The 22,534-nt window shown below is 67.6% G+C and carries 22 protein-coding genes and 1 tRNA gene; 9 read left to right on the top strand and 14 right to left on the bottom strand.

Annotation, left to right across the window (positions count from 1 at the left end; all coding sequences use genetic code 11):
• Position 1: 1 nt before the first annotated feature.
• The 6 genes from rsmG to rpmH form a co-directional block, all read right to left on the bottom strand.
• Positions 2-682, bottom strand: a complete 681-nt coding sequence (gene rsmG / locus LCL61_RS07105; RefSeq protein ID WP_340686104.1) for a 16S rRNA (guanine(527)-N(7))-methyltransferase RsmG — start codon at positions 680-682, stop codon at positions 2-4.
• Positions 683-973: 291 nt separating this feature from the next.
• The gene (locus LCL61_RS07100; RefSeq protein ID WP_340686103.1) at positions 974-1,531 is read right to left on the bottom strand and encodes a protein jag; all 558 of its coding nucleotides are present in this window, start codon (positions 1,529-1,531) and stop codon (positions 974-976) included.
• Positions 1,532-1,561: 30 nt separating this feature from the next.
• Positions 1,562-2,665, bottom strand: coding sequence for a membrane protein insertase YidC (gene yidC / locus LCL61_RS07095; protein ID WP_340686102.1), 1,104 nt, complete (start codon positions 2,663-2,665; stop codon positions 1,562-1,564).
• Between the two features lie 4 nt (positions 2,666-2,669).
• Entirely contained in the window at positions 2,670-2,975 is a 306-nt protein-coding gene (gene yidD / locus LCL61_RS07090) for a membrane protein insertion efficiency factor YidD (protein ID WP_340686101.1), read from the bottom strand.
• Between the two features lie 4 nt (positions 2,976-2,979).
• A complete protein-coding gene (rnpA, locus tag LCL61_RS07085; protein ID WP_340686100.1) occupies positions 2,980-3,372 on the bottom strand; it encodes a ribonuclease P protein component in 393 nt (130 codons plus the stop codon).
• 23 nt (positions 3,373-3,395) lie between these two features.
• The gene (rpmH, locus tag LCL61_RS07080) at positions 3,396-3,539 is read right to left on the bottom strand and encodes a 50S ribosomal protein L34 (protein WP_005154511.1); all 144 of its coding nucleotides are present in this window, start codon (positions 3,537-3,539) and stop codon (positions 3,396-3,398) included.
• A gap of 603 nt (positions 3,540-4,142) precedes the next feature.
• Between rpmH and dnaA the strand changes: the two genes are divergently transcribed.
• The 9 genes from dnaA (at position 4,143) to LCL61_RS07035 (ending at position 16,441) form a co-directional block, all read left to right on the top strand.
• Entirely contained in the window at positions 4,143-5,777 is a 1,635-nt protein-coding gene (gene dnaA, locus LCL61_RS07075; RefSeq protein ID WP_125679342.1) for a chromosomal replication initiator protein DnaA, read from the top strand.
• A 1,078-nt stretch (positions 5,778-6,855) separates the two neighbouring features.
• Entirely contained in the window at positions 6,856-7,989 is a 1,134-nt protein-coding gene (dnaN, locus tag LCL61_RS07070) for a DNA polymerase III subunit beta (RefSeq protein ID WP_020632653.1), read from the top strand.
• Positions 7,990-8,026: 37 nt separating this feature from the next.
• Positions 8,027-8,917: a phosphogluconate dehydrogenase (NAD(+)-dependent, decarboxylating) gene (gnd, locus tag LCL61_RS07065; RefSeq protein ID WP_016330461.1), complete on the top strand. Its 891-nt coding sequence runs from the start codon at positions 8,027-8,029 to the stop codon at positions 8,915-8,917.
• Between the two features lie 9 nt (positions 8,918-8,926).
• Positions 8,927-10,081 carry a DNA replication/repair protein RecF gene (gene recF / locus LCL61_RS07060; protein WP_016330462.1) on the top strand — a complete coding sequence of 385 codons (1,155 nt, stop codon included), beginning with the start codon at positions 8,927-8,929 and terminating at the stop codon, positions 10,079-10,081.
• Positions 10,082-10,355: 274 nt separating this feature from the next.
• Positions 10,356-10,847, top strand: coding sequence for a DciA family protein (locus LCL61_RS07055; protein WP_340688516.1), 492 nt, complete (start codon positions 10,356-10,358; stop codon positions 10,845-10,847).
• Between the two features lie 205 nt (positions 10,848-11,052).
• Positions 11,053-13,020, top strand: coding sequence for a DNA topoisomerase (ATP-hydrolyzing) subunit B (gyrB, locus tag LCL61_RS07050; protein WP_340686099.1), 1,968 nt, complete (start codon positions 11,053-11,055; stop codon positions 13,018-13,020).
• Between the two features lie 51 nt (positions 13,021-13,071).
• On the top strand, positions 13,072-15,597 hold the full coding sequence (gyrA, locus tag LCL61_RS07045) for a DNA gyrase subunit A (protein WP_340686098.1): 2,526 nt from the start codon (positions 13,072-13,074) through the stop codon (positions 15,595-15,597).
• 36 nt (positions 15,598-15,633) lie between these two features.
• On the top strand, positions 15,634-16,320 hold the full coding sequence (locus LCL61_RS07040; RefSeq protein ID WP_125679336.1) for a DUF3566 domain-containing protein: 687 nt from the start codon (positions 15,634-15,636) through the stop codon (positions 16,318-16,320).
• Positions 16,321-16,367: 47 nt separating this feature from the next.
• A tRNA-Ile gene (locus LCL61_RS07035) sits at positions 16,368-16,441 on the top strand.
• Positions 16,442-16,510: 69 nt separating this feature from the next.
• Here the strand turns inward: LCL61_RS07035 and LCL61_RS07030 are convergent.
• The 8 genes from LCL61_RS07030 to LCL61_RS06995 all read right to left on the bottom strand — a co-directional run bounded on the left by LCL61_RS07030 (position 16,511) and on the right by LCL61_RS06995 (position 22,507).
• Entirely contained in the window at positions 16,511-17,674 is a 1,164-nt protein-coding gene (locus LCL61_RS07030) for a site-specific integrase (protein ID WP_340686097.1), read from the bottom strand.
• Positions 17,658-17,891: a helix-turn-helix domain-containing protein gene (locus LCL61_RS07025; RefSeq protein WP_340686096.1), complete on the bottom strand. Its 234-nt coding sequence runs from the start codon at positions 17,889-17,891 to the stop codon at positions 17,658-17,660. The genes LCL61_RS07030 and LCL61_RS07025 overlap by 17 nt, the downstream gene beginning before the upstream one ends.
• A 165-nt stretch (positions 17,892-18,056) precedes the next feature.
• The gene (locus LCL61_RS07020; protein WP_340686095.1) at positions 18,057-18,779 is read right to left on the bottom strand and encodes a DNA cytosine methyltransferase; all 723 of its coding nucleotides are present in this window, start codon (positions 18,777-18,779) and stop codon (positions 18,057-18,059) included.
• Between the two features lie 130 nt (positions 18,780-18,909).
• Complete coding sequence (locus tag LCL61_RS07015) at positions 18,910-19,869, bottom strand: AAA family ATPase (protein ID WP_425342035.1); 960 nt, start codon at positions 19,867-19,869, stop codon at positions 18,910-18,912.
• 100 nt (positions 19,870-19,969) lie between these two features.
• Positions 19,970-20,752 (bottom strand): DNA cytosine methyltransferase, encoded by a 783-nt coding sequence (locus LCL61_RS07010; protein ID WP_340686093.1) that lies wholly within the window; start codon positions 20,750-20,752, stop codon positions 19,970-19,972.
• Positions 20,752-21,696 carry a bifunctional DNA primase/polymerase gene (locus LCL61_RS07005; RefSeq protein WP_340686092.1) on the bottom strand — a complete coding sequence of 315 codons (945 nt, stop codon included), beginning with the start codon at positions 21,694-21,696 and terminating at the stop codon, positions 20,752-20,754. The genes LCL61_RS07010 and LCL61_RS07005 overlap by 1 nt, the downstream gene beginning before the upstream one ends.
• A complete protein-coding gene (locus LCL61_RS07000; protein WP_340686091.1) occupies positions 21,693-22,064 on the bottom strand; it encodes a hypothetical protein in 372 nt (123 codons plus the stop codon). The genes LCL61_RS07005 and LCL61_RS07000 overlap by 4 nt, the downstream gene beginning before the upstream one ends.
• The gene (locus tag LCL61_RS06995; RefSeq protein ID WP_340686090.1) at positions 22,061-22,507 is read right to left on the bottom strand and encodes an NUDIX hydrolase; all 447 of its coding nucleotides are present in this window, start codon (positions 22,505-22,507) and stop codon (positions 22,061-22,063) included. Before LCL61_RS06995 ends, LCL61_RS07000 begins: the two co-directional genes overlap by 4 nt.
• Between the last annotated feature and the right edge of the window lie 27 nt (positions 22,508-22,534).

Below are 22,534 nucleotides of genomic sequence, written 5' to 3'. Positions count from 1 at the left end.
TCTAGCTGCGCCTGCCGCGCTGTCGCGACGGTTTCGGGGGCAGACGGTGGATCACGACGACCGTGCTCGGAACCTCGAGCGCCTTGGTGCCACACTCGAAGACTTCCGGTTCGCCGCCGCCGGCCTTCCGGACGGCGGCGCGATCGCGTTCGATTTCCTCTCCAGCGCTCGCTCCTTTGAGGGCGACCAGAGCACCTTGGGGACGCACGAGCGGGAGGCACCAGTTCGCGAGCCGGGCCAACGGAGCGACCGCCCGGGCGGTGACGACATCCGCGCCACCGAGCTCCTCACGTACCTGCCGCTCCTCCGCGCGCCCGCGGACAACGGTGATGGGGAGTTCCAGCTTCTCGGCAACCTCGGCCAGCCAGTCGACCCGGCGGGCCATCGGTTCGAGCAGAACGATATCGAGGTCCGGCCGGCTGATCGCGAGCGGTACACCCGGAAGCCCCGCCCCCGAGCCGACGTCGACCACGCGGGCGCCGTCCGGAATCCGCTCACCGATCACGGCGGAGTTGAGGACGTGACGCTCCCATAGCCGGTCGACCTCCCGGGGCCCGATGAGCCCACGCTCGACGCCGTGCCGCTCCAGGAGTTCGACGTAGCCGACGGCTTGCTCGACGCGGTCTCCGAATACTTCCGATGCCGCACTCCGTACCGATGCGGCGACCCCGTCCAAGCCCACTCTCGCTCCTCAACCCTCGACGCCGTTTCACGTGAAACGCGCTCCACTGATTGTCCATGACGCCGACCGTAAAGCGGGGAGGCAGTCCGAAGTTGTGGACAACTCCACTCGCCTCGTCCGTTTCACGTGAAACGCCATGCGTGTAATTCACCCCCACAACAAAGAAGCGGCCCGCCGGATCGTCGGAGATCCACTCGAACCGTTTGGTCCACCGGANCGCCGAGGGCACGGTTTACGGCATGACCGCCACCAACGTCCGCTCGCAGGCGGGCCGCTTCGTTCGAGAAACCGTCAGGCGGGGAAGATGACGACCCGGCGCTTCGGGTCCTCGCCTTCACTCTCGCTCTTGACCCCGTCGACGGCGGCGACCGCGTCGTGCACGACCTTCCGCTCGAACGGGCTCATCGGCTGCAGCCGGACACGCTCGCCGGAGGAGACCACCGTCTCGGCGGTCGAGCGGCCGAGCTCGCGGAGCTCCTCGCGACGGTCGGCACGCCAGCCCGCGATGTCCAGCATCAGGCGGCTCCGCGAACCGGTCTCCTGCTGCACCGCCAGTCGAGTCAGCTCCTGCAGCGCCTCAAGGACGGTGCCGCGGGGGCCGACGAGCTTCTCCAGGTCTTCGCCGCCGTCGATGCTGACGATCGCGCGGCCCGCTTCGACATCGAGGTCGATGTCGCCGTCATAGTCCAAAAGGTCGAGCAGCCGCTCGAGGTAGTCGCCGGCGATGTCGCCCTCCTTCACGAGGACGTCGTCGTCGACACCTCCCTTGCGAGCGGTCTCTTCAGCGGCGGCCTCAACGTCGCCCGCGCTGTTCTCCTCGGCGTCGATCGTGTCGATCGTCTCCGCCATTACTGGTCTCCTCTCCGGCCCGGATCGGCGTCAGCGACGCTTCCGGCCCGATTTCTTAGTCGAGTCCGAGATGAGACCGGGCACGTCCGCACCGTTCTCCTTCGAGCCGTTCGTCGACGACTCGGCCGTTCCGTCTTGGGCGTCCTTCTTCTCCGCGGTGGAGGATTCGGTCTGGGCGAAGCCGTGCGGCGAGCCCGCCTTCTTGACCTGACCGCCGGAGGACTGCTTGTTCCTCTTCTGCTGGACCGGCTTCTGACCGGGGCGAGGCGCGGTCGGCTTCTGGCCCGGCTTCGGGCCGAGGTTCGCGCGCTTCTCCTTCTCGGCCGCCTTGCGGGCCTCTTCTTCCTTGTCGATCTTCGTGTAGACGAGGCGCTGCTGCATCAGGGTCCAGCCGTTGTTGGCGAGCCAGTAGATGAGCAGACCGATCGGGAACAGCGCACCGAAGACGAGGACACCGATCGGGAAGACGTACATCGTCAGCTTGTTCATCATCGCGGTCTGCGGGGTGGCCGACTCGGGGTTCTGGCGCTGGACCGAGTGCCGCGCGGTGAGGTGCGTCGCGATACTCGCGACGATCATCAGCGGGATCGCGACCGGGGCGACGCCCCAGTGGAACCCGGGAGCCGCGTTCCCTCCGCTGACCATGTCGACGCCGGTGTAGATGGCGTCGCCGAGGTTGACGCCGAACAGCTTCGCGTGAACGTAGGATTCGACACCAGCCTGGTCGAAGAAGTAGTTCTCGGTCTTCGGGCCGCCATACGGGTTGATGGTGAACATCCGCAGGACGTGGTTGAGACCGATGAAGACCGGGATCTGAAGCAGCATCGGCAGGCAGCTGCCCAGCGGGTTGACGCCGTGCTCCTTCTGAAGCTTCTGCATCTCCATCGCCTGGCGCTGCCGGTCGTTGGAGTACTTCTTCTGGATCTTCTTCATTTCCGGCGCGAAGTCCTGCATCTTCTTCATCGACCGGACCTGGTTCACGAACGGCTTGAACATGATGCCGCGAACGGTGACCGTCAGGAAGACGATCGCGAGGACCCAGGAGATCGCGTTCGCCTCACCGAACACGAGCCCGAAGACCTTGTGCCAACACCACAAGATGAAGGACACGGGGTAGTAGATGAAGTCGAGCACTGAGCTACTCCTCGATCGGTGTTTCAGGTCGGCGGTGGCGCCACGAGAACGTCTCGGGTACCGGGTCGCGGCCGGGCATGGTCCACGGGCCACAGCGCAGCAGACGCCGGGCCGCGAGATAACTACCGCGGCCGGCGCCGTGCCGGGTCAGTGCCTCGACGGCGTACGCGCTACAGCTCGGGTAGAACCGGCACGCCGGAGGAAAGAAGGGGGAGATCGCCTTGCGGTACAGCTTGATGGGCAGGAGCAGCACCCATGCCACCGGGCCGGGCCGGGCGTCTTCGGTGGTCTCGTTCTCGGTGGCTCGCATGCCGTTACACCGCTGATCCGTTGTCGGGTGGTCGCGTCTGGCGGGACTTCCCGGACAGCCCGAGACGCCGCAACGACGCGTCGAGGTCCGAACCGAGTTCCGCGCTGGACGCGTCCGCGGCCGGTGGTAGTGCCCGTATCACCAACGAGCTCCCCGGCGGCAGTGTTCCGAGCCTGGCGGAAATGAGATGCCTCAACCTGCGGGTGACCCGGTGACGGACCACCGAATTGCCGACGGCCTTGCTCACCACAAAACCCGCCCGTGCCGCTTCGGCGGCATCGGGCGGGTCCGTGGTCAACGCATGGACGACGAGGCGGCGCCTGCCTGCCTTGGCCCCACGCCGCATCACGGCACGGAAATCCTCACTGCGCCGCAACCTCGCGGCGGCCGGCAGCACGACGTCCCTCGACGGCGGCCGGATCAGGCGGACAGCGCGCCGCGGCCCTTGCGACGGCGAGCCGCCAGGATGGCCCGGCCGGCGCGGGTCCGCATCCGCAGCCGGAACCCGTGGACCCGGGCGCGTCGGCGGTTGTTCGGCTGGAAGGTGCGCTTACCCTTGCTCACGACTAACTTCTCCTGTTTCTCGGCCGCCGGGAACGGTTCGACCCGTTCCTGGCGTGTCGTGCTGACGCACGGCAGTCTCTGGTGTCTCCTACCAACGTGTGGCCTCGTCACGTCGAGCGACGGCAACGTGGGCACGCGAAACGCCCCCGCTGTATACGGGAGACCTTACGAGGGTACGCACCCACCACCCGAGCCCGGCAGGCACCCCCTCGACCACGCACCGCGACGGTACGTGGAGAGTGATCACCGACGACGCGCGGGCATCGAATGGCAACACGCCGTACACCGTGAAATGCTTGCGCGCGAGGATGCCTTGTGGCAACGAGCGGGGCTTGTTAGCGTGCCCCTCCCGGGTTTTCGCCGAGGTGGAACGGTGCAGGCGCCCGGGTGTCCTTGGGGATGTGGAGGCGTCCCGTCGGCATACGTCGAGCCCGCAGGTGACGTCACCGCGGGCCGCCGTACATTAGTGCACAGCTGTGGACAACTATGTGGATATTTGCTGTGCGCATGAGTCGATCGGGCCAGGATGACGCTCGACCCGGCGTTTCGGGCCGCTGAGTGATCTCGCCGCAGCGCACCGATGAGGGGAGGGGAGTCAGGCAGGTGTCCGATCACCAGCACAATCTTGGCGTCATCTGGGAACAGGTCGTGCGAGAGCTGTCGGATGGCACCCTCTCCCCGCAGCAGCGCGCCTGGATGCGGGTGACCCGGCCGATCGGCCTGCTCGACGGCACCGCGCTTCTCGCCGCCCCCAGCGACTTCGCCAAGGAAGCGATCGAGCGCGCTCTCCGCGGCGCCATCACCGAAGCCCTTTCGCGCCGGCTCGGCCGCGCGGTCTCGCTCGCGGTGAAGGTCGACAGCACCGAGCCCTCGATGCCTCCGCCTCCGCCCTCGCCCGGCCCCCGCTACGAACCGACGTCACCCAGCCGGGTGGAAAACGGTTCCGGACCGGTGCCGGGTACTCCTCCGCTGCCCGAAGGCGACGGCATGCTGTCCCCGACCAGGCCCCGGCCCGAGCCTCCGAAGCCGAGGCCGCCGAGGCAGCAGCCGGTGGACAACAGCCTCAACGATGGCGATGACAGCGATGAAGAAGTCGACGAAGAGGGCGAGGCCCTCGCCGCCGTGACCGAGATCTGGCCGACGTTCTCCGGTCAGCCGATCGCGGGTCAGCCCTACACCGCGCCGGCGCAGCCGCAGACGTCGAAGACGAAGCTCAACGAGAAGTACACGTTCGACACGTTCGTCATCGGCGCGTCGAACCGCTTCGCGCACGCGGCCGCGGTCGCCGTCGCCGAAGCACCGGCGCGCGCGTACAACCCGTTGTTCATCTGGGGAGAGTCCGGCCTCGGGAAGACCCACCTGCTGCACGCGGTCGGGCACTACGCCCAGCGGCTGTTCCCCGGCATGCGCGTGCGGTACGTGTCGACCGAAGAGTTCACCAACGACTTCATCAACTCGCTGCGCGACGACCGCAAGGTCGCCTTCCAGCGCCGTTACCGCGACATCGACATCCTGCTCGTCGACGACATCCAGTTCCTGGAAGGCAAAGAAGGTACGCAGGAAGAGTTCTTCCACACCTTCAACACCCTCCACAACGCGAACAAGCAGATCGTCGTCTCCTCCGACCGCCCGCCGAAGCGCCTCGAAACGCTGGAAGACCGGCTGCGCACACGGTTCGAGTGGGGCCTCATCACCGATATTCAGCCGCCGGAACTCGAAACGCGGATCGCGATCCTTCGCAAGAAGGCAGCCCAGGACAGGCTCGCGGTTCCCGGCGAGGTCCTGGAGTTCATCGCTTCGCGCGTCGAGGCGAACATCCGGGAACTCGAAGGCGCGCTCATCCGCGTCACCGCCTTCGCGTCGCTGAACCAGCAGCCCGTCGACGTGGCGCTCGCCGAAATCGTGCTCCGGGACCTCATCCCGGATTCGCACGCACCGGAGATCACCGCGCCGACCATCATGGGCGTCACGTCCGAGTTCTTCGACGTGACGCTCGACGACCTCTGCGGCCCCGGCAAGACGAAGGCGCTCGCGACCGCACGGCAGATCGCGATGTACCTCTGCCGCGAACTGACCGACATGTCGCTGCCGAAGATCGGGCAGACCTTCGGCGGCCGCGACCACACGACCGTCATGCACGCGGACAAGAAGATCCGCAAGGAGATGGCCGAACGACGGCGCATCTACGACCAGGTGCAGGAACTGACCTCACGGATCAAGCAGCGCGCTAGGCAGTAGTTTTTAATCTCGCGCTGACGTAAACGTGCCGAAGGGGCGTCGTTCCGCTTCCACCTCGAGGTGGGCGGGAAGGCGCCCCTTCATCGCGTTTTCGTGGGCCTTCGGCCCGAAAGAGGGCGCTCGACGGTGAAGTCTCCGTCGGGCGCGGGGGCGCCCTTGGGGAGACCGTTGGGGCATTCGAGTATCGATCCCTTGGCCGACAAGGGTTTCAGGGGCTCTCACCGGTGGGTGGGAGCCCCTTCTTTGTGTCTACATAGGCCCGAAGCGTGTGTAGAGGCGCGTAGGGCGGGGTACGTGAGAGAAGGGGCGAAGGAGACGAAGGTCGTGTGAGGGGGCTTCGCGTTTTCCTTGTGTACAAAGGAAATCCACATGCTGTGGGTAGCTTGTGCACAACTTCGGTGGGTCCGAGAGCTGCGGTGATCGGGTTTCCGTCCACATCGCACTCACAGGCCATCCACAGCATTTCCACACCAAGATCCACACCCTGTCCCCAGGTTGCCCACATCTTGTGCACAAGGGTGACGCAGGCTGCACAGATCACTCTCCCGAGCGATTCCGGTCACGAACGCCGCCCACAACCCTGGGTACAAACCGCCCCACAACTGGGGATAACCATGGGGACAACTGTGGATGACTGTGGACAGATCGAGCGCCGCCCGAATCCATCCACCGACGGCCCGAGCTGTCCACCGTCCGTACACACCCGGAGTCCACAGCCTGGGAGGTGCCCGGACCTGCGCGAACGAGGCTTGTCCACACAATCCACAACGCCTATTACTACTGCTGTCTTTTCTTCTTCTCTAGAAGAGAACAAAACAAAAACAGGCGAAGGACGAATCTGGGGACAGCCGGTGAGCTGTGTCGCCTTGTCGACAAAAGCAAGGGGAGGCCGAGGTGACGCGGACCCCGGGGACGGCCTAACGTGGGTCCCTGCACCTGGTCTGCGTGTCGACGTGCGTTCGCGTCCTCGCTCGGACCGAACAACACCTGCGAGGCACCTGGCCATCGCGCTCTCCGGCCGAGGTGACCCGTTGAGCTTTCGAGCCGTCAGGGGCTCGGCTGTCGAAAGGAAGCGCGCATGAAGATCCGCGTCGAGCGTGACGGGCTGGCCGACGCCGTCGCGTGGGTGGCGAGAAGCCTCCCGTCGCGGCCTCCGGTCCCGGTGCTGGGCGGCGTCCTGCTCGATGCGGGATCCGACGGGACGAGTGACGCCCTCACCGTCTCCGGATTCGACTACGAGGTCTCCGCCACGGTCGGCGTCCCGGCCACCATCGCCGACGGCGGCCGTCTGCTGGTCTCCGGCCGCCTGCTGGCCGACATCACGAAGTCGCTGCCCGCGCAGCCGGTCGAGATCTCCGTCGACGGCGCCCGCGCGACCATCACCTGCGGCTCCGCGCGCTTCTCCCTGCCGACCATGCCGGTCGAGGACTACCCGCAGCTTCCGTCTCAGCCCGCCTTCGCCGGTGAACTCACCGGTGACGCGTTCGGCCAGGCCGTCACCCAGGTCGTCGTCGCGGCGGGCAAGGACGACACCCTCCCGATGCTGACCGGCATGCGGCTGGAGATCTCCGGCTCCTCGCTGACCCTGGTCGCCACCGACCGCTTCCGCCTCGCGATGCGCGAGTTCACCTGGGAACCGGCCGAGGGCCTGTCCGACGCCGCGGTGCTCGTCCCGGCCCGCACGCTCGCCGAGGCCGCGAAGACGCTCGGTGCCAGCGGAGCCAAGATCCGGCTCGCGCTCGCCAGCGGCGAAGGCCTCCTCGGTCTCTCCGGTTCCGGCCGCTACACCACGACCCGGCTCCTCGACGCGGAGTTCCCGCCGTACCGGCAGCTGCTGCCGGCACAGCACACGTCGCGCGCGGTCATCGAGGTCTCCGCGCTCGCCGAGTCCATCAAGCGTGTTTCGCTCGTCGCCGAGCGTGGCACCCAGGTGCGGCTGGAGTTCAACGACGGTTCGCTGCGCCTGTCCGCCGGCGGCGACGACGAGGGTTCGGCCGAAGAAGAGCTTCAGGTCGACTACGAGGGCGAGCCGGTGACCATCGCGTTCAACCCGGGTTACCTCGTCGACGGGCTCGGCGCGCTGAACGCGAACCGGGCGGAACTGACGTTCACCACCCCGAACCGGCCGGCGCTGATCAAGCCCGCCGACGAGGAGGGCAACGTCGTCCCCGGCTACCTGTACCTCCTGATGCCGGTTCGCCTCCCGGGCTGACCGGCAGCCATTTCTGTTCGCACCAAAGGGGATCTTCATGGCTCAGCTGGGACTCATCGGCCTCGGCAAAATGGGGTTCAACATGCGTGAGCGGCTGCGCGCGGCCGGTCACGAGGTGGTCGGCTACGACCGCAACCCCGACGTCACCGACTCCACCTCACTCGAGGACATGGTGTCCAAACTGGACGGTCCCCGGATCGTCTGGATCATGGTGCCCGCCGGTGAACCCACCCGGCAGACCGTCGCGGAGCTCGGCAACCTGCTGTCCGAGGGCGACCTCGTGATCGACGGCGGCAACTCGAAGTACACCGACGACAGGATCAACGCGGACCTGCTCGCCGCGAAGAAGATCGGCTACCTCGACTGCGGGGTTTCCGGTGGCGTGTGGGGCAAGGACAACGGCTACGGCCTGATGGTCGGTGGCGCGGCTTCGGACGTCGAGAAGGCCATGCCGATCTTCGATGCGCTTCGCCCCGAAGGCCCGCGTGACGAGGGCTTCTCGCACGCCGGCGCCGTCGGCTCCGGTCACTACGCGAAGATGATCCACAACGGCATCGAGTACGGCATGATGCAGGCCTTCGCCGAAGGCTTCGAGCTGCTCGAAGCCGCGAAGGTCGTCGAGAACGTGCCCGCGGTGATCAAGGGCTGGCAGCGGGGGACCGTCGTCCGCTCGTGGCTGCTCGACCTGCTCGTCCGCGCGCTCGACGAGGACCCGGAGCTGGACGACCTCGAGGGCTACGTCGAGGATTCCGGCGAAGGCCGGTGGACCCTCGAAGAGGCGATCAACAACGCGGTCCCGGCGCCGGTCATCTCGGCCGCGCTGTTCGCGCGGTTCGCTTCGCGCCAGGAGGACTCCGCCGCCATGCGGGCCGTCGCCGCGCTGCGCAACCAGTTCGGCGGGCACTCGGTCAAGAAGGCCGGCGACTAGGCAAGAGGGTTGTACTTAAGACATCTGCAGGTCACCGACTTCCGGTCCTGGCCACAAGCCGATCTCGCGCTCGAACCCGGCCCGACCGTCCTCGTCGGACAGAACGGCCGCGGCAAGACGAACCTCCTCGAGGCGATCGGCTACATCGCGACCCTGGGCTCGCACCGCGTCGCGACCGACGCGCCGCTGGTGCGGCACGGGTGCGAACGCGCGCTGATCAGGGTCGCGGTGGTCAACGAGGACCGCGAGCTGACGGTCGAGCTGGAGATCACGCCCGGCAAGGCGAACCGCGCGCGGGTCAACCGCGGCGCGGTCGGCAAGCCCCGCGACGTACTCGGGATCCTGCGCACGGTGCTGTTCTCCCCGGAGGACCTGGCGCTCGTGCGTGGGGATCCCGGGGAGCGCCGCCGCTTCATGGACGAGCTCCTCGTGCTGCGCGCGCCCCGGTACGCCGGGGTCCGCGCCGACTACGAGAAGGTGCTGAAGCAGCGGAACGCCCTGCTCAAGACGGCGGGCAAACGGCGTACGGGACGCGAAGACCCGTACGCGTTGTCGACGCTCGACGTCTGGGACGACCACTTGTCGGTGGCTGGGGCCGCGTTGCTGGCGGCCCGGCTCAACCTGATCGCCGACCTCGCGCCGTACGCTGCCTCCGCGTACATGGGGGTCGCGCCCGACTCGAGACCGGCGAAGATCGCGTACAAATCGAGCCTGGGCGAAGCGATGCCAGAGGGCTACGGCACTCCCGACGGCCCTCGCGCCGACCAGGCGGTATTGAAGGAAGTACTGGTCGAGGCGCTGAAACGGTCGCGGAACCTGGAGCTGGAGCGCGGGGTGAGCATGGTCGGCCCGCACCGGGACGAGCTCGATCTCATCCTCGGCGAAGCGCCGGCGAAGGGCTACGCGAGCCATGGGGAGTCCTGGTCGTTCGCCCTCGCGTTGCGTCTGGGAAGCTACGAGCTCCTGCGTGGCGAGGCCGGGGAACCGGTGCTTCTGCTGGATGATGTGTTCGCCGAGCTGGACCGGCGTCGCCGGGCCCGGCTGGCGGAGGTGGCGGCAGGCGCCGAGCAGGTGCTGGTGACCGCCGCCGTGGACGAGGACGTGCCCGCCGAACTGGCCGGACATCGATTCCTCGTGGCGGATGGTGAGATCAACCGGGGGTGATCCCGTGAAGCGGACACCCCGGGTGATCGGCGCCACAGCAGTTGCCCACCGATCTGGGGACAAACCTGTGGACAGTGTGGATAACACCGTGAACGCGTTATCGCCCCGCGTGACCAAGGGGCCTGATAAGCGGCTTGACGCCCCCCGCCCGGGCGGTACCCCGGGTGAGGGAGCTTTGTTCGACACGCAGCGTGAACCGACCGCGGTATCGAACGGCGCAACCGATACTGAAAGCAAGGAACCGGCTACCGGTCGCGACCTCGCGCGCGCCGCTCTGGACGCCGCGAAGGCCAAAGCGAAGGCCCGCGGCGTTGAACCGGGCGTGCGCCGCGGCCGTATCACCGGAGGGGGAGCGGGTTCGGCGGGCCAAAGCCCGCGACGTCGTCGCTGGTCAGGGCCGGGTGCCGACGCCCGCGACCCGCAACCGCTCGGCAGGCTCGCCTCCCGGATCGCGGTCGACCGCGGCTGGAACACGCGGCTGGCCAACGGTCAGGTCTTCGGCAGCTGGGCACGGCTTGTGGGCGAAGAGGTCGCCGAACACGCCCAGCCGGTGGCGCTGAAGGACGGCGAGCTGACCGTCCGCGCGAGCTCGACAGCGTGGGCGACGCAGCTTCGCCTGCTTCAGGGGCAGCTGCTGGCGAAGATCGCGAAGGGCGTCGGGCACGGCGTGGTGAAGAAGATGCGGATCCAGGGGCCGACGGCGCCGAGCTGGCGGAAAGGGCCCCGGCACGTGCCGGGACGCGGCCCGCGTGACACGTACGGCTGATCCGAGTTGCGCTTCGCCGGGACTGTGCCACCAGCGCCCCGAGAACGCGCCCAGAGCGCTTCGTGAACGTCAAGACTCTTCTTTGAACGAATTAGCGCGCCTGTGAGCAAATCAGGGGTGTCCTTGCCGCATGTCTGCGAACGCGGCCAAGTACACTGGAGACGAGCGAGCGTCCGCTCGGGCGAGACGAGGAGAATCAACGCCTGTGACCGAGAACAAGAGCGAGTACAACGCGTCGTCGATCACGGTGCTCGAAGGCCTCGAAGCCGTCCGCAAGCGTCCCGGTATGTACATCGGTTCCACCGGTGAACGCGGCCTCCACCACCTCGTCCAGGAGGTGGTCGACAACTCCGTCGACGAGGCGATGGCCGGTTACGCGACCAAGGTCGAGGTTACCCTGCTGGCCGACGGCGGGGTGCGCGTCGTGGACGACGGCCGCGGCATCCCGGTCGACATGCACCCCAAGGAGCAGAAGCCGACCCTGGAGGTCGTGCTCACCGTGCTCCACGCGGGCGGCAAGTTCGACAGCGACTCCTACGCGGTCTCCGGTGGTCTGCACGGCGTCGGCGTCTCCGTGGTGAACGCGCTCTCGACCAAGCTGATCGCCGAAGTCAAACGCGGCGGGCACAGCTGGCGGCAGGTGTACACCGACCAGATCCCCGGTGAGCTGGAGGATCTCGGCCCCGCCGAGGACACCGGCACCACGATCACCTTCTGGGCCGACGGCGACATCTTCGAAACCACGACGTACAACTTCGAGACGATCTCCCGGCGTCTTCAGGAGATGGCCTTCCTCAACAAGGGCCTGACCCTTTCGCTGCGCGACGAGCGCGTCGCCGACGAAGAGACCGAGGCGGACGCTTCCGGCCAGGCGGCGCGGGTCAAGGAGAAGACCTACTGCTACCCGGGCGGTCTCGAAGACTTCGTCAAGCACATCAACGGCAGCAAGGACCCGATCCACGCGTCCGTGATCTCCTTCGAGGCCAAGGGCACCGGCCTCGAGGTCGAGGTCGCCATGCAGTGGAACAACGGCTTCACGCCGTCGGTGTACACCTTCGCCAACACGATCAACACGCACGAGGGCGGCACGCACGAAGAGGGCTTCCGCGCCGCGCTCACCCGCGTCGTCAACGCGTACGCGCGCGAGAAGAAGCTGCTCAAGGAGAAGGACGCCAACCTCTCCGGTGACGACGTGCGCGAGGGGCTCGCCGCGATCGTCTCGATCAAGCTCTCCGAGCCGCAGTTCGAAGGCCAGACCAAGACCAAGCTGGGCAACAGCGAGGCCAAGACGTTCGTGCAGCAGACCTCGAACGAATGGCTGGCCGACTGGTTCGAGCGCAACCCCACCGAGGCGAAGACGATCATCAACAAGTCGATCTCCTCGGCGCAGGCGCGGATGGCCGCCCGCAAGGCGCGTGACCTGGTCCGCCGCAAGGGCGCGCTGGAGATCGGCGGGCTGCCCGGCAAGCTCAAGGACTGCCGCTCGACCAACCCGTCGGAATGCGAGCTCTACATCGTCGAGGGTGACTCGGCGGGCGGTTCGGCCAAGGAAGGCCGCGACTCGATGTACCAGGCGATCCTGCCGATCCGAGGCAAGATCATCAACGTCGAGAAGGCCCGGATCGACCGCGTCCTCAAGAACACCGAGGTCCAGTCGCTGATCACCGCGCTCGGCACCGGTATCCACGAAGAGTTCGACATCGAGAAGCTGCGCTACCACAAGATCGTGCTGATGGCCGACGCCGACGTGGACGGCCAGCACATCACCACGCTGCTGCTCACCTTCCTGTTCCGGTTCATGCCCCCGCTGATCGAGCACGGGCACGTGTTCCTCTCGCGCCCGCCGCTGTACAAGATCAAGTGGCCGCGGCAGGAGCCGGAGTACGCCTACTCCGACCGGGAACGCGACGCCGTCATCCAGGCGGGTGTCGAGGCAGGCCGGAAGCTGCCGAAGGACGACGCGATCCAGCGCTACAAGGGTCTCGGCGAGATGAACGCCGAAGAGCTGTGGGAGACCACGATGGACCCGGCGAACCGGCTGCTCGGCCAGGTCACCCTGGACGACGCCGCGCAGGCCGACGACCTGTTCTCCGTCCTGATGGGCGAGGACGTCGAAGCGCGCCGTTCCTTCATCACGCGTAACGCCAAGGACGTGCGGTTCCTCGACGTCTAGCGACGTCCCGCTCTTTTGTCCCCTTAGGACTGCTCCCACGAGAAGGACCTCATGACGGAAACCTTGCCGCCGGCTCCGGACCACGACCGGATCGAACCGGTCGACATCCAGCAGGAGATGCAGCGCTCCTACATCGACTACGCGATGAGCGTCATCGTGTCGCGGGCGCTGCCGGACGTGCGGGACGGCCTCAAGCCGGTGCACCGCCGCGTGCTGTACTCGATGTTCGACTCCGGCTTCCGCCCCGACCGCGGGTACAACAAGTGCTCCCGCGTCGTCGGCGACGTGATGGGCAACTACCACCCGCACGGTGACTCCGCGATCTACGACGCGCTGGTGCGGCTCGCACAGCCGTGGTCGCTGCGGTACCCGCTGATCGACGGTCAGGGCAACTTCGGTTCGTCGGGCAACGACCCCGCCGCCGCCATGCGGTACACCGAGTCCCGGCTGGCGCATCTCGCGATGCACATGCTGCAGGACATCGAAGAAGAAACCGTCGACTTCTCCGACAACTACGACGGCCGCACCCAGGAGCCCGACGTCCTCCCGTCGCGGTTCCCGAACCTGCTGGTCAACGGTGGTTCCGGGATCGCGGTCGGGATGGCGACGAACATCCCGCCGCACAACCTGCGCGAGGTCGCCGACGGCGTCAAATGGGCGTTGGAGAACTTCGAGGCCAGCGACGACGAGCTGCTCGCCGCGCTGCTGGTCCGGATCAAGGGCCCGGACTTCCCGACCAAGGCGATGATCCTCGGCAACTCCGGGATCGAGGACGCGTACCGCACCGGCCGCGGCTCCGTGCGCATGCGCGCGGTCGTCGAGGTCGAAGAGGACGCCAAGGGCCGCACGATCCTGGTCGTGTCCGAGCTGCCGTACCAGGTGAACCCGGACAACCTGGTCGAGAACATCGCGAACCTGGTCCGCGACGGCAAGCTCACCGGCATCTCCGACATCGCCGACGAGTCCAACAGCCGCAGCGGGATGCGGATCGTCGTCACGATCAAACGTGACGCGGTCGCGAAGGTCGTGCTGAACAACCTGTACAAGCACACCCAGCTGCAGCAGAACTTCGGTGTCAACATGCTGGCCCTGGTCGACGGCGTGCCCCGCACGCTGCGTCTCGACCAGATGATCCGGCACTACGTGAAGCACCAGATCGACGTCATCGTCCGCCGGACCCGTTTCCGGTTGCGCAAGGCCGAGGAACGCGCCCACATCCTGCGCGGTCTGGTCAAGGCGCTGGACATGCTCGACGAGGTCATCGCCCTCATCCGGCGCTCGCCCTCGGCCGAAGAGGCCCGGCCCGCCCTGATGAGCCTGCTGGACGTCGACGAGATCCAGGCGACCGCGATCCTCGACATGCAGCTCCGCCGTCTCGCGGCACTGGAGCGGCAGCGGATCATCGACACCCTCGCCGAGATCGAACTCGAGATCGCCGACCTCAAGGACATCCTCGAGAAGCCCGAGCGGCAGCGCGCGATCATCGCCGAGGAACTGCAGGAGATCGTCGACAAGTACGGCGACGACCGGCGCACCAAGATCATCCCGTTCGACGGCGAGGTCTCGGTCGAAGACCTCATCGCGGTCGAGGACGTCGTCGTCACGATCACCCGCACGGGTTACGCCAAGCGGACGAAAACCGATCTGTACCGCTCGCAGAAACGCGGTGGCAAGGGCGTCCAGGGCGCGACCCTCAAACAGGACGACATCGTCCAGCACTTCTTTGTCTGCTCGACGCACGACTGGATCCTGTTCTTCACGAACAAGGGCCGCGTGTACCGGGCCAAGGCCTACGACCTGCCCGAAGCCAACCGCAACGCGCGCGGCCAGCACGTCGCGAACCTGCTCGCGTTCCAGCCCGACGAGCAGATCGCCCAGGTCATCGAGATCCCGAACTACGAGGTCGCCCCATACCTCGTGCTCGCGACCCGCCGCGGCCTGGTGAAGAAGACCAAGCTCACCGACTTCGACTCCAACCGCGCCGGCGGCCTCATCGCCGTCAACCTGCGCGAAGGCGACGAACTGGTCGGCGCGGTCCTCGCGGCCGCCGAGGACGACCTGCTCCTCGTGTCCGCGGAAGGCCAGTCGATCCGCTTCCACGCCACCGACGAAGCCCTGCGCCCCATGGGCCGCGCGACGTCCGGTGTGCTGGGCATGCGGTTCAACGACGGCGACGAACTGCTCGGCATCAACGTCGTCCAGCCGGACCGGTTCCTCCTCGTCGCCACCGCCGGCGGCTACGCCAAGCGCACGCCGACCGACGACTACCCGGTGCAGGGTCGCGGCGGCAAGGGCGTGCTCACCATTCAGTACGACCAGAAACGTGGCAGGCTGGTGGGCGCGGTCATCGTCGACGCCGAAGACGAGCTGTACGCGATCACCTCCAGCGGCGGGGTGATCCGGACTTCGGCCGGACAGGTGCGCAAGGCAGGCAGGCAGACGAAGGGAGTGCGGCTGATGAATCTCGACGAAGGAACAACTCTTCTCGCGGTCGCACGCAACGCGGACGAGCCCTCAGACGTCGCCACTGCAGGTAGTACTGAAGGAGAAGAAACCCCGGCGTCGGAGCAGGAGTAGACGACGCCCCACGTACTGGGTAAGGACTGACACCTCGTGACACCATCCGAGAAGCCCGAAGCAGGCGGCGCGCAGGCGGGTTCGTCGAGCCCGCCCTGGCAGCGCGACAGCGGCGCCGGGGAGCCCGAAGGCTCCAGCGAGCAGACGGTCTCGGTGTCTTCGGTCGCCACCGAAGACGTGGCCCACTCGGACCCGAAGCGGGACGCGACGACCGTGACCGACTATCACGGTGTCAGCGGCACTGCCGCGAAGAGGCTTTTCGGCGACAGCGGAGAGGGCGACCCCGCCCCCTCCGCCATCCCGTCGGCCTCCCGCACCCGTGCCGCGCCCACCGCTCTCCGCCGCCCCGGCCGCGGACCGCGTCGCGCCAGCCTGCAGATCAAACGCTTCGACCCCTGGTCGGTGCTGAAACTGTCCCTAGTCCTCGGCGTCGCGCTGTTCTTCGTGTGGCTCGTCGCCGTCGGCGTCCTGTACACCGTCCTCGACGGCATGGGCGTCTGGGACAAACTCAACGGGACCTACTCGTCGCTCGTCGGCGGCGAAGGGGCCGACGCGCCGGCCGACCCGTTGATCAGTGCCGGCCGTGTCTTCGGGATCGCGGCCATCCTCGGCGCCATCAACATCGTGCTGATCTCGGCGCTGGCCACCGTCAGCGCCTTCATCTACAACGTCTCCGCCGACCTCGCCGGAGGCCTGGAAGTGACCCTTTCCGAACGAGAGTGACCCGGTTGCAGGGCGCCGAAAGGCGTCCTGTAATCTTCTCCTCGTTCGGGCCCATAGCTCAGGCGGTTAGAGCGCTTCGCTGATAACGAAGAGGTCCCAGGTTCAAGTCCTGGTGGGCCCACGCAGGTCAAAGGCCGGTTTGCAAGTATGCAAACCGGCCTTTTTGCTGCCTGGATGACTAAGTGAGTGACTATGCCGCCGAGTCGTCCTTAAAGATCTCGTCCATGGCTTTCGCGCCCTCCTGGATCACTGGCCGAATCTGGTGACGGTAGACCAGCTCCGTAACCGCGGTGCCGTTGTGCCCCATGAGCCGCGAGATCTGCTCAACCGGCATCCCACTGTCCGACAGCAGCGACGCGAAGCTGTGGCGCAGCTCACGTGGTGTCCACTCCTTCGGGTCGAGACCGGCCTTAGCCGCCACCTTCCGAAACGCTCGCCGAACGTTCGCCGCGTCCAGCTCCGTGCCGACGTCCGACGCGAACACCAAACCGTTCTCCTGCCAACGGTCACCGGCGACCCGTCGGGCGAAGTCCTGCTTCGCCTGCTGAGTCTTGAGCGCGTCCACGCACCGTTGAGGGAGCGCGAGCGAGCGTCGGGACTTGCGGGTTTTGGTGTCCCCGCCGACGCGTACCGACCTCCACACCATGATGTGCGGCGGAATCGCCGGAGTGGCGTCCATCTTCCCGACAAGATCAGTGTGGGTCCATTTGAGTGGGCGAAGTTCTTCCGTCCTTCCACCAAGCAGCAGAGACAAGATGATGTAGGCACGCATCTGTGTACGTTCGGCGGCTTTGAGCAACGCCTCCGCCTGCTCAAAGGTCAAGGACTTCGACGGGCGACCCGCCTGTCCTTGCGGCAGTTCGCAAAGCAGCATCACGTTCCGCTTGACCTTCTCGCGAGCCTGAGCGCGGGTGATAGCGCGAATCGGGATCGAGCGGACTTCCCGGAGGGTGCGGGTCGCGAGAGTTTGCGCCTTTTCCGCCAGCCACTTGTCCCCGTCGTCGGCGGTCATCTCCCGCAGTTTGCGAGCACCGATCGAGGGGATCACGTGCGTTTCCGCCAGAGTGGTCAGCTTGTCGATCGTGTTCTTGCTGCGCCCGGGGAGTCCGTACGTGAGCCAGTCGCGCACGGCCTGCTCTACGGTGTAGTTCCTGTCGTCCATCGGAACGCCGTCTTCGATGGAGCGGAGAATCTCCTTGAGCTTGTCCTTCGCTTCGGTCTTGGTCTTCCCGCGTCCCCTGCGCACAATCCGCTTTCCGGCCGCGGTGTAGCCGACGGTCGCCTCCGCTGTCCACCGCTGCCGCGACTCGTCCCAATACAGTCCGCCGTCGCCGCGGCTACGCCGTTTGGCCATAGTGGCCCCCTTCCGATTCCCTGGTGAGCAGTTCGAGATATGCCGTGATTGCGGTTGCTGGGATGCGGCGTGCCCGGCCTTCCTTGACGGATCGGAGGCGGCCCGCGCGGATGAGTTCGTAGATCACGGAACGGCTGAGGGAGAGCAGCCGCATCGCTTCCGGGATCGGGTAGAGGTGCCGGGCAGGAACGGGCAGAGGTGTGATCGTGGCGTCCATCGCGGGAGTCCTTCGGTGTCGTGCGGCCGGGCGGTGACGGTGACGAACACGGCGGTTCCTTTCGGTGGGTGTCACTCGGGTGTCACTGATGTTTGTGCTGGTCAAGGCGTTGGGGTGACAAGGTGACAGGGGTGACAGCGGAGACGGGTCCCTGCTGTCACGTGGTCAGGCGGCGGCCGGCGCGGTGGTGAGTTGGGCGGTGATGGCGGTGCCGATGAATGCGGTGTAGGCGGGTGGGATGGCTTCGGCGAGTTCGCGTCGGACGTCGGTGTGGTGGATGTCCATGGCGTTCTGCCAGTCGGTGACGGTGCCTTTGCCTCCGCCGTCGCCGTAGACGGCGACCATGTCCCCGTCGTACCGCTTGCCGTGGCGCCATCCCGAGACGCGGTGCCCGCGGTGCGACGTGTGCGCCGGCGGGGTGATGGTGGTGCCGTCGATCTCGAAGTACCGGTGGCGGAAGACCTTGAGTCCGAACGTGAGTCCGCAGAGGGTGAGGTCCCGGCGGAGTTGGGAGCCTTGGACGTTCTCGATGACGGTCACGATGTGCGGGTTCCGGGCCCGGATCGCGGCGAACACTTCGCGGGTGGCGGGGATGAGGTTGGTGTGGGTGTCGGTCCAGCCGGGGCGTTTGCGGTTCCCTGCGGTGAGTGCGCACGCGTCCTGACACGGCGGGGACCCGGCCACGACGTCGAATTCGTGGCCGTGTGCGTAGGCGTATTTGATCGCGTCGCCCTGGTGGAAGGTGAAGGGGTAGTTCGGTTGCGGGTCTTTGTCGACTCCGACGACGTCGAACCCCGCGCGGTGGTAGCCGAGGCTCGCGCCGCCGGCGCAGCAGAACAGGTCCAGCAGGCGGGGACGTCGACCGAACAGCGTGCTGAGCGGGTTCATGCAGAGTCCTTCCGTGGAGGGGGTGACAGGGCGGTCGGGGTGTCACTCGGGCTGTCACCGGGGTTTGGGCTGGTCAGCAGCCCGGGGTGACAGTGGTGACAGGGGTGACAGCGGGGGTGTGTCCCGGGTGTCACTCCGGGGCGCTGTAGGTGCCTTCGCGGTCGACCTGCAGCTGTCCGGCTTCCTGCATCCGTTTGCAGGTCTGCCGGACGGTGTTCGGGACGAGCTGCAGGGCTTCGGCGATCCGGGCGGGTTTGAGCGGCCCGTGGTCACGCAGNGTGTTCGGGACGAGCTGCAGGGCTTCGGCGATCCGGGCGGGTTTGAGCGGCCCGTGGTCACGCAGCAGTCGGAGAATGTCCGCGCGGGTGTTGGACACGGTGTGATCCGAGGCGGGGCCGTCCAATTTGGTCCAGGCGCCGGCCTGGGCGTCGAAGGACATGGCGTAGTCGGCTTCTTCGACGTCGCGGCCGGTGACGTGAAGAACCCCGTCGGCCTGCCCGCGGCCGCGTTCGAGCACCAATGTGGCGTCGACGGCGCCGGTGAGTCCCGCGGTGCCGGACACCAGGTTCTGCCAGTCTTCCGCGCCCTGTTTGCGGACGTGGTGGATCAACAGGAACGGGACGCTGTAGTGGTCGGCGAGACGCTTGAACCGGCCGGCGGCGGCGTAGTCCCCGGCGTAGGCGGACTGGCCGGGCGAGTCGGTGCCGCGCATTTTTTCGTAGGTGTCGATGATGACCAGTCGGGCGTGCGGGTTTTCCTCCAACCAGTCGACAAGGACTTGTTCGCCGCCGGCGGTCATGGTGGGACAGGCGGTTTCCAGGGTGAGCAGGGGTGCGGCCCGGCCACCGGTGGCGAGCATCTGACGTCGCCGGCGCTGCAGCCGTCGGCCGGTGTCTTCCAGTGCGCAGTACAGGACCGGGCCGCGCTCCACGCTGATCGAGCCCAACACGGGGTCGCCGTTGGCGATATCGGCGCCGAACCCCAGAGACAGCCACGACTTTCCGAGCTTCGGCGCACCGGCCAGCAGGTTCAGCCCTTCCGCGAGCAGTCCGGGGACGGCCCACTTCGGCGGCGGGAACTCCTCTCGCATCAGCTCCGCATCCGTCCACCGGGTACGGCGTTCGGGCGGGGTCGGCACGGGCGCCAAAGCGCGTGGGGAAGTCATGATCGGGCCTCCGTGGTGCGGGTAGTCAGGCGGCCAGCAACGGCGTGGACGCGCCGGACAGGGCGTGAGCGTCGGCGATCAGGCGGCCGACGTGTTCGGCGACTCCGGGGACGATGGCGTTTCCGTAGGCGCGCAGGTGGTGTTCAACCAGTTCGCGGGGAAGCCCATCAACCAGCCGATCCACTCCGGGTTCGCTTGCCCAGTGCCCCGCGCTTGCCCACGTCGGGGTTGTCCGTCGCGCCATTCCTTGCGGCGGCTGGTCGTGCCGGTGCGCAGCTTCGCCAGCAGGTCCCCCCGGCCGCCGCGTTCCCCGTCCGAGGCGCGGGGCGTGGGCCACTCCGAGCAGGCGGGCACGTGCTTGTGGGGCGCCCACCTCACAAGCTCGGATACGGCCGATGCGGTGGCGGTATCCCAGTCGAACAAGGTCGGCGTGGACGATGTCGAGTCCTCGGGTCCGCAGGCCGGGCACGTTCTCCCAGAGCACCCACTCAGGTCCGACCGCGCGGATGACGTCGAGCATCGCGGGCCAGAGCCACCGCTCATCCTCTTGCGCGAGGCCGAGCCCGGCGAGGGAGACCGGCTGGCACGGGAAGCCACCCGCGACCAGGTCGACGTGTGGGCGGGACTGGGATTCCCACCAGGCGACAGCGGTTCGGACGTCGTCATGCCGGGGCACCTCCGGGTAGTGGTGGGCGAGAACGGAGCGGCAGAACGGGTCGATCTCGACCTGACCGACCACGGTCATCCCGGCGCGCTCCAGACCGAGATCCATCCCGCCGATACCGGCGAACAGGGACAGGACGTTCATCACGCGACCTTCCTGGGGCGGTTGGCCCCGGCCTTGAGGCCGGAGGTGATCGTGGTTTCGGCCTCGCGTTCGGTGAAGGCCCGGATGCCGATGTGGCGCCCGGCGGCGGTCCTCAGCGCCGCACGTACCTCGTCCTCACTGACCGCGCCACCGGCGACCAGTTGCCCGAGCGCGACGGCGGCGGCGTAGAGCGTGGCGTTGCGGTTGGTCGTGGCGTCGGCGACTTTCCCGGCCTCCGCCCGGATCGCCGCGGTGAGGTAGCGTTCGCGGCGGCCGGTCGACGGCCGGATGGGCACCACCGGCGCGGGCGGCAACGCGGCCGGGGTGAGCCGGTCCGCGAGCCATGCCGGCATTCCCGCCACCGGCCCGTCGAACAGGTAGCCGTACCGGCCGGAGGCGGCGACGCTGCCGGGGGCGACGACGTAGCCACCCCATGCGCGGACGTCGACTTTCCAGCCGAGCCCGTTCCCGCGCTCCCCGCCGGTGTTGCGCAGTTGCACACCGTCCGGCGCCCGGAAGTACAAGTGCAGCCCACCGGACGGCGTCCGGACGGTGAGGGTGTCCCCGGGCAGGGGCTCCCCGGCCTGCTCCGCCAGGATCGCGAGCACATCCTCACCGGACGTCGCGCCCTGCTCCGCCCACTCTGCGGGGATCTCTTCCCCGGGCTTGGCCACGTCGAGGTCGATCACGCACAGCCCGGACGGGCCGGTGGCCAACCCGACGTTGTACGCGGCCTGCGACCACGCCGCCCGGATCTTGGCCGGGTCGGTGGTGGCGCGCTGCTCCCACGTCCGGTGACCATCAGCGCAGCGGCCGGTGCCGGGGCAGGCGTCGATGTTGTGCCCCGCGGGACGCTTGCGGCCCGGCCGGAGCGGGAACACGTGCCAGCCGCGCCCGGCCGCGTCCAGCGCCGCCGCCATCAGGGTGTCGTTCGGGGTGTTCATCGGGCCTCCTTCACGAGCCGGCGGGGACGTTCCTCGCGGGTATGGCAGACCAGGCAGAGACGGGACTCGCGCGGCGTGTCGTGGACAGGCAACATCGGGTCGCCTTTGCCACAGCCACAGCCGCACGCGCGCCAGGAGTTCGGCCACGTGTGCCCGTTCTCGCGGCACTGCTGCGCGATGGCGCACTCGTCGCACTGCACGCCATCGGCCGTGACCTTCCAGCCGGAGTCGGTCAGGACCGTGGTGGCCTCCTGCACGGTCCTGAAGTGCAGCTCGCAGCCGAGGTCTTCGGAGTTGCTGAACGCGTGCCCGCAGTCCCCGCACACCGCGACCACGCACGTCTCACGCCTGAATCCCGGCCGGGTCATCGGGTCTCCTGGGAAGTCAGGACGGCGAGTGCGTCGGTGAGGATTTCGGCGTGGTCGAACGCGATCGAGCCGGGGTTGCGCAGCAGCCACGTGACCGGGAGCCACGCGGCGTGGGCGGCGTCGTCTCCGGCGGTCGGCTTGACCGGCACGGTCGTGGTGGTGAAGAACGCCACGGTGATGTAGCGGCCGCGGGGGTCGCGGTCGGGCCGGTCGTAGACGTCGAGCTGCCGCATCGCGACGGCCTTGAGCCCGGTCTCTTCCTCCAGCTCCCGCATGGCGGCCTGGTAGAAGGTCTCGCCCGGGTCGACGTGCCCACCGGGGAATGCCCACTGGCCGGTGAACGGCTCCCATCGGCGCTGGATCATCAGCACGTGCCAGGTGTCGCGGCGGCGGGTGAACACCAGCGCATCAGCGGTGAGACGGACGTTTTCGTGGGTGTCCATTGTGGTCCTTCCGGTTGTCGTGTCCCT

Source organism: Amycolatopsis coloradensis, assembly GCF_037997115.1.
Taxonomy (GTDB): Bacteria; Actinomycetota; Actinomycetes; order Mycobacteriales; family Pseudonocardiaceae; genus Amycolatopsis; species Amycolatopsis coloradensis_A.
The sequence above is the reverse complement of the archived record's forward strand: the minus strand, read 5'-3'. Positions and strand labels throughout refer to the sequence as shown.

Excerpts from the sequence above, each read along its gene's own strand:
- LCL61_RS07010 (WP_340686093.1), bottom strand. The coding sequence starts at position 20,752 with ATGAACGTCCTGTCCCTGTTCGCCGGTATCGGCGGGATGGATCTCGGT.
- yidD (WP_340686101.1), bottom strand. The coding sequence starts at position 2,975 with ATGCGAGCCACCGAGAACGAGACCACCGAAGACGCCCGGCCCGGCCCG.
- LCL61_RS07100 (WP_340686103.1), bottom strand. The coding sequence starts at position 1,531 with ATGGCGGAGACGATCGACACGATCGACGCCGAGGAGAACAGCGCGGGC.
- dnaN (WP_020632653.1), top strand. The coding sequence starts at position 6,856 with ATGAAGATCCGCGTCGAGCGTGACGGGCTGGCCGACGCCGTCGCGTGG.
- LCL61_RS07005 (WP_340686092.1), bottom strand. The coding sequence starts at position 21,696 with ATGAACACCCCGAACGACACCCTGATGGCGGCGGCGCTGGACGCGGCC.
- LCL61_RS07030 (WP_340686097.1), bottom strand. The coding sequence starts at position 17,674 with ATGGCCAAACGGCGTAGCCGCGGCGACGGCGGACTGTATTGGGACGAG.
- LCL61_RS07000 (WP_340686091.1), bottom strand. The coding sequence starts at position 22,064 with ATGACCCGGCCGGGATTCAGGCGTGAGACGTGCGTGGTCGCGGTGTGC.
- LCL61_RS07020 (WP_340686095.1), bottom strand. The coding sequence starts at position 18,779 with ATGAACCCGCTCAGCACGCTGTTCGGTCGACGTCCCCGCCTGCTGGAC.
- LCL61_RS06995 (WP_340686090.1), bottom strand. The coding sequence starts at position 22,507 with ATGGACACCCACGAAAACGTCCGTCTCACCGCTGATGCGCTGGTGTTC.
- gyrA (WP_340686098.1), top strand. The coding sequence starts at position 13,072 with ATGACGGAAACCTTGCCGCCGGCTCCGGACCACGACCGGATCGAACCG.
- LCL61_RS07025 (WP_340686096.1), bottom strand. The coding sequence starts at position 17,891 with ATGGACGCCACGATCACACCTCTGCCCGTTCCTGCCCGGCACCTCTAC.
- gnd (WP_016330461.1), top strand. The coding sequence starts at position 8,027 with ATGGCTCAGCTGGGACTCATCGGCCTCGGCAAAATGGGGTTCAACATG.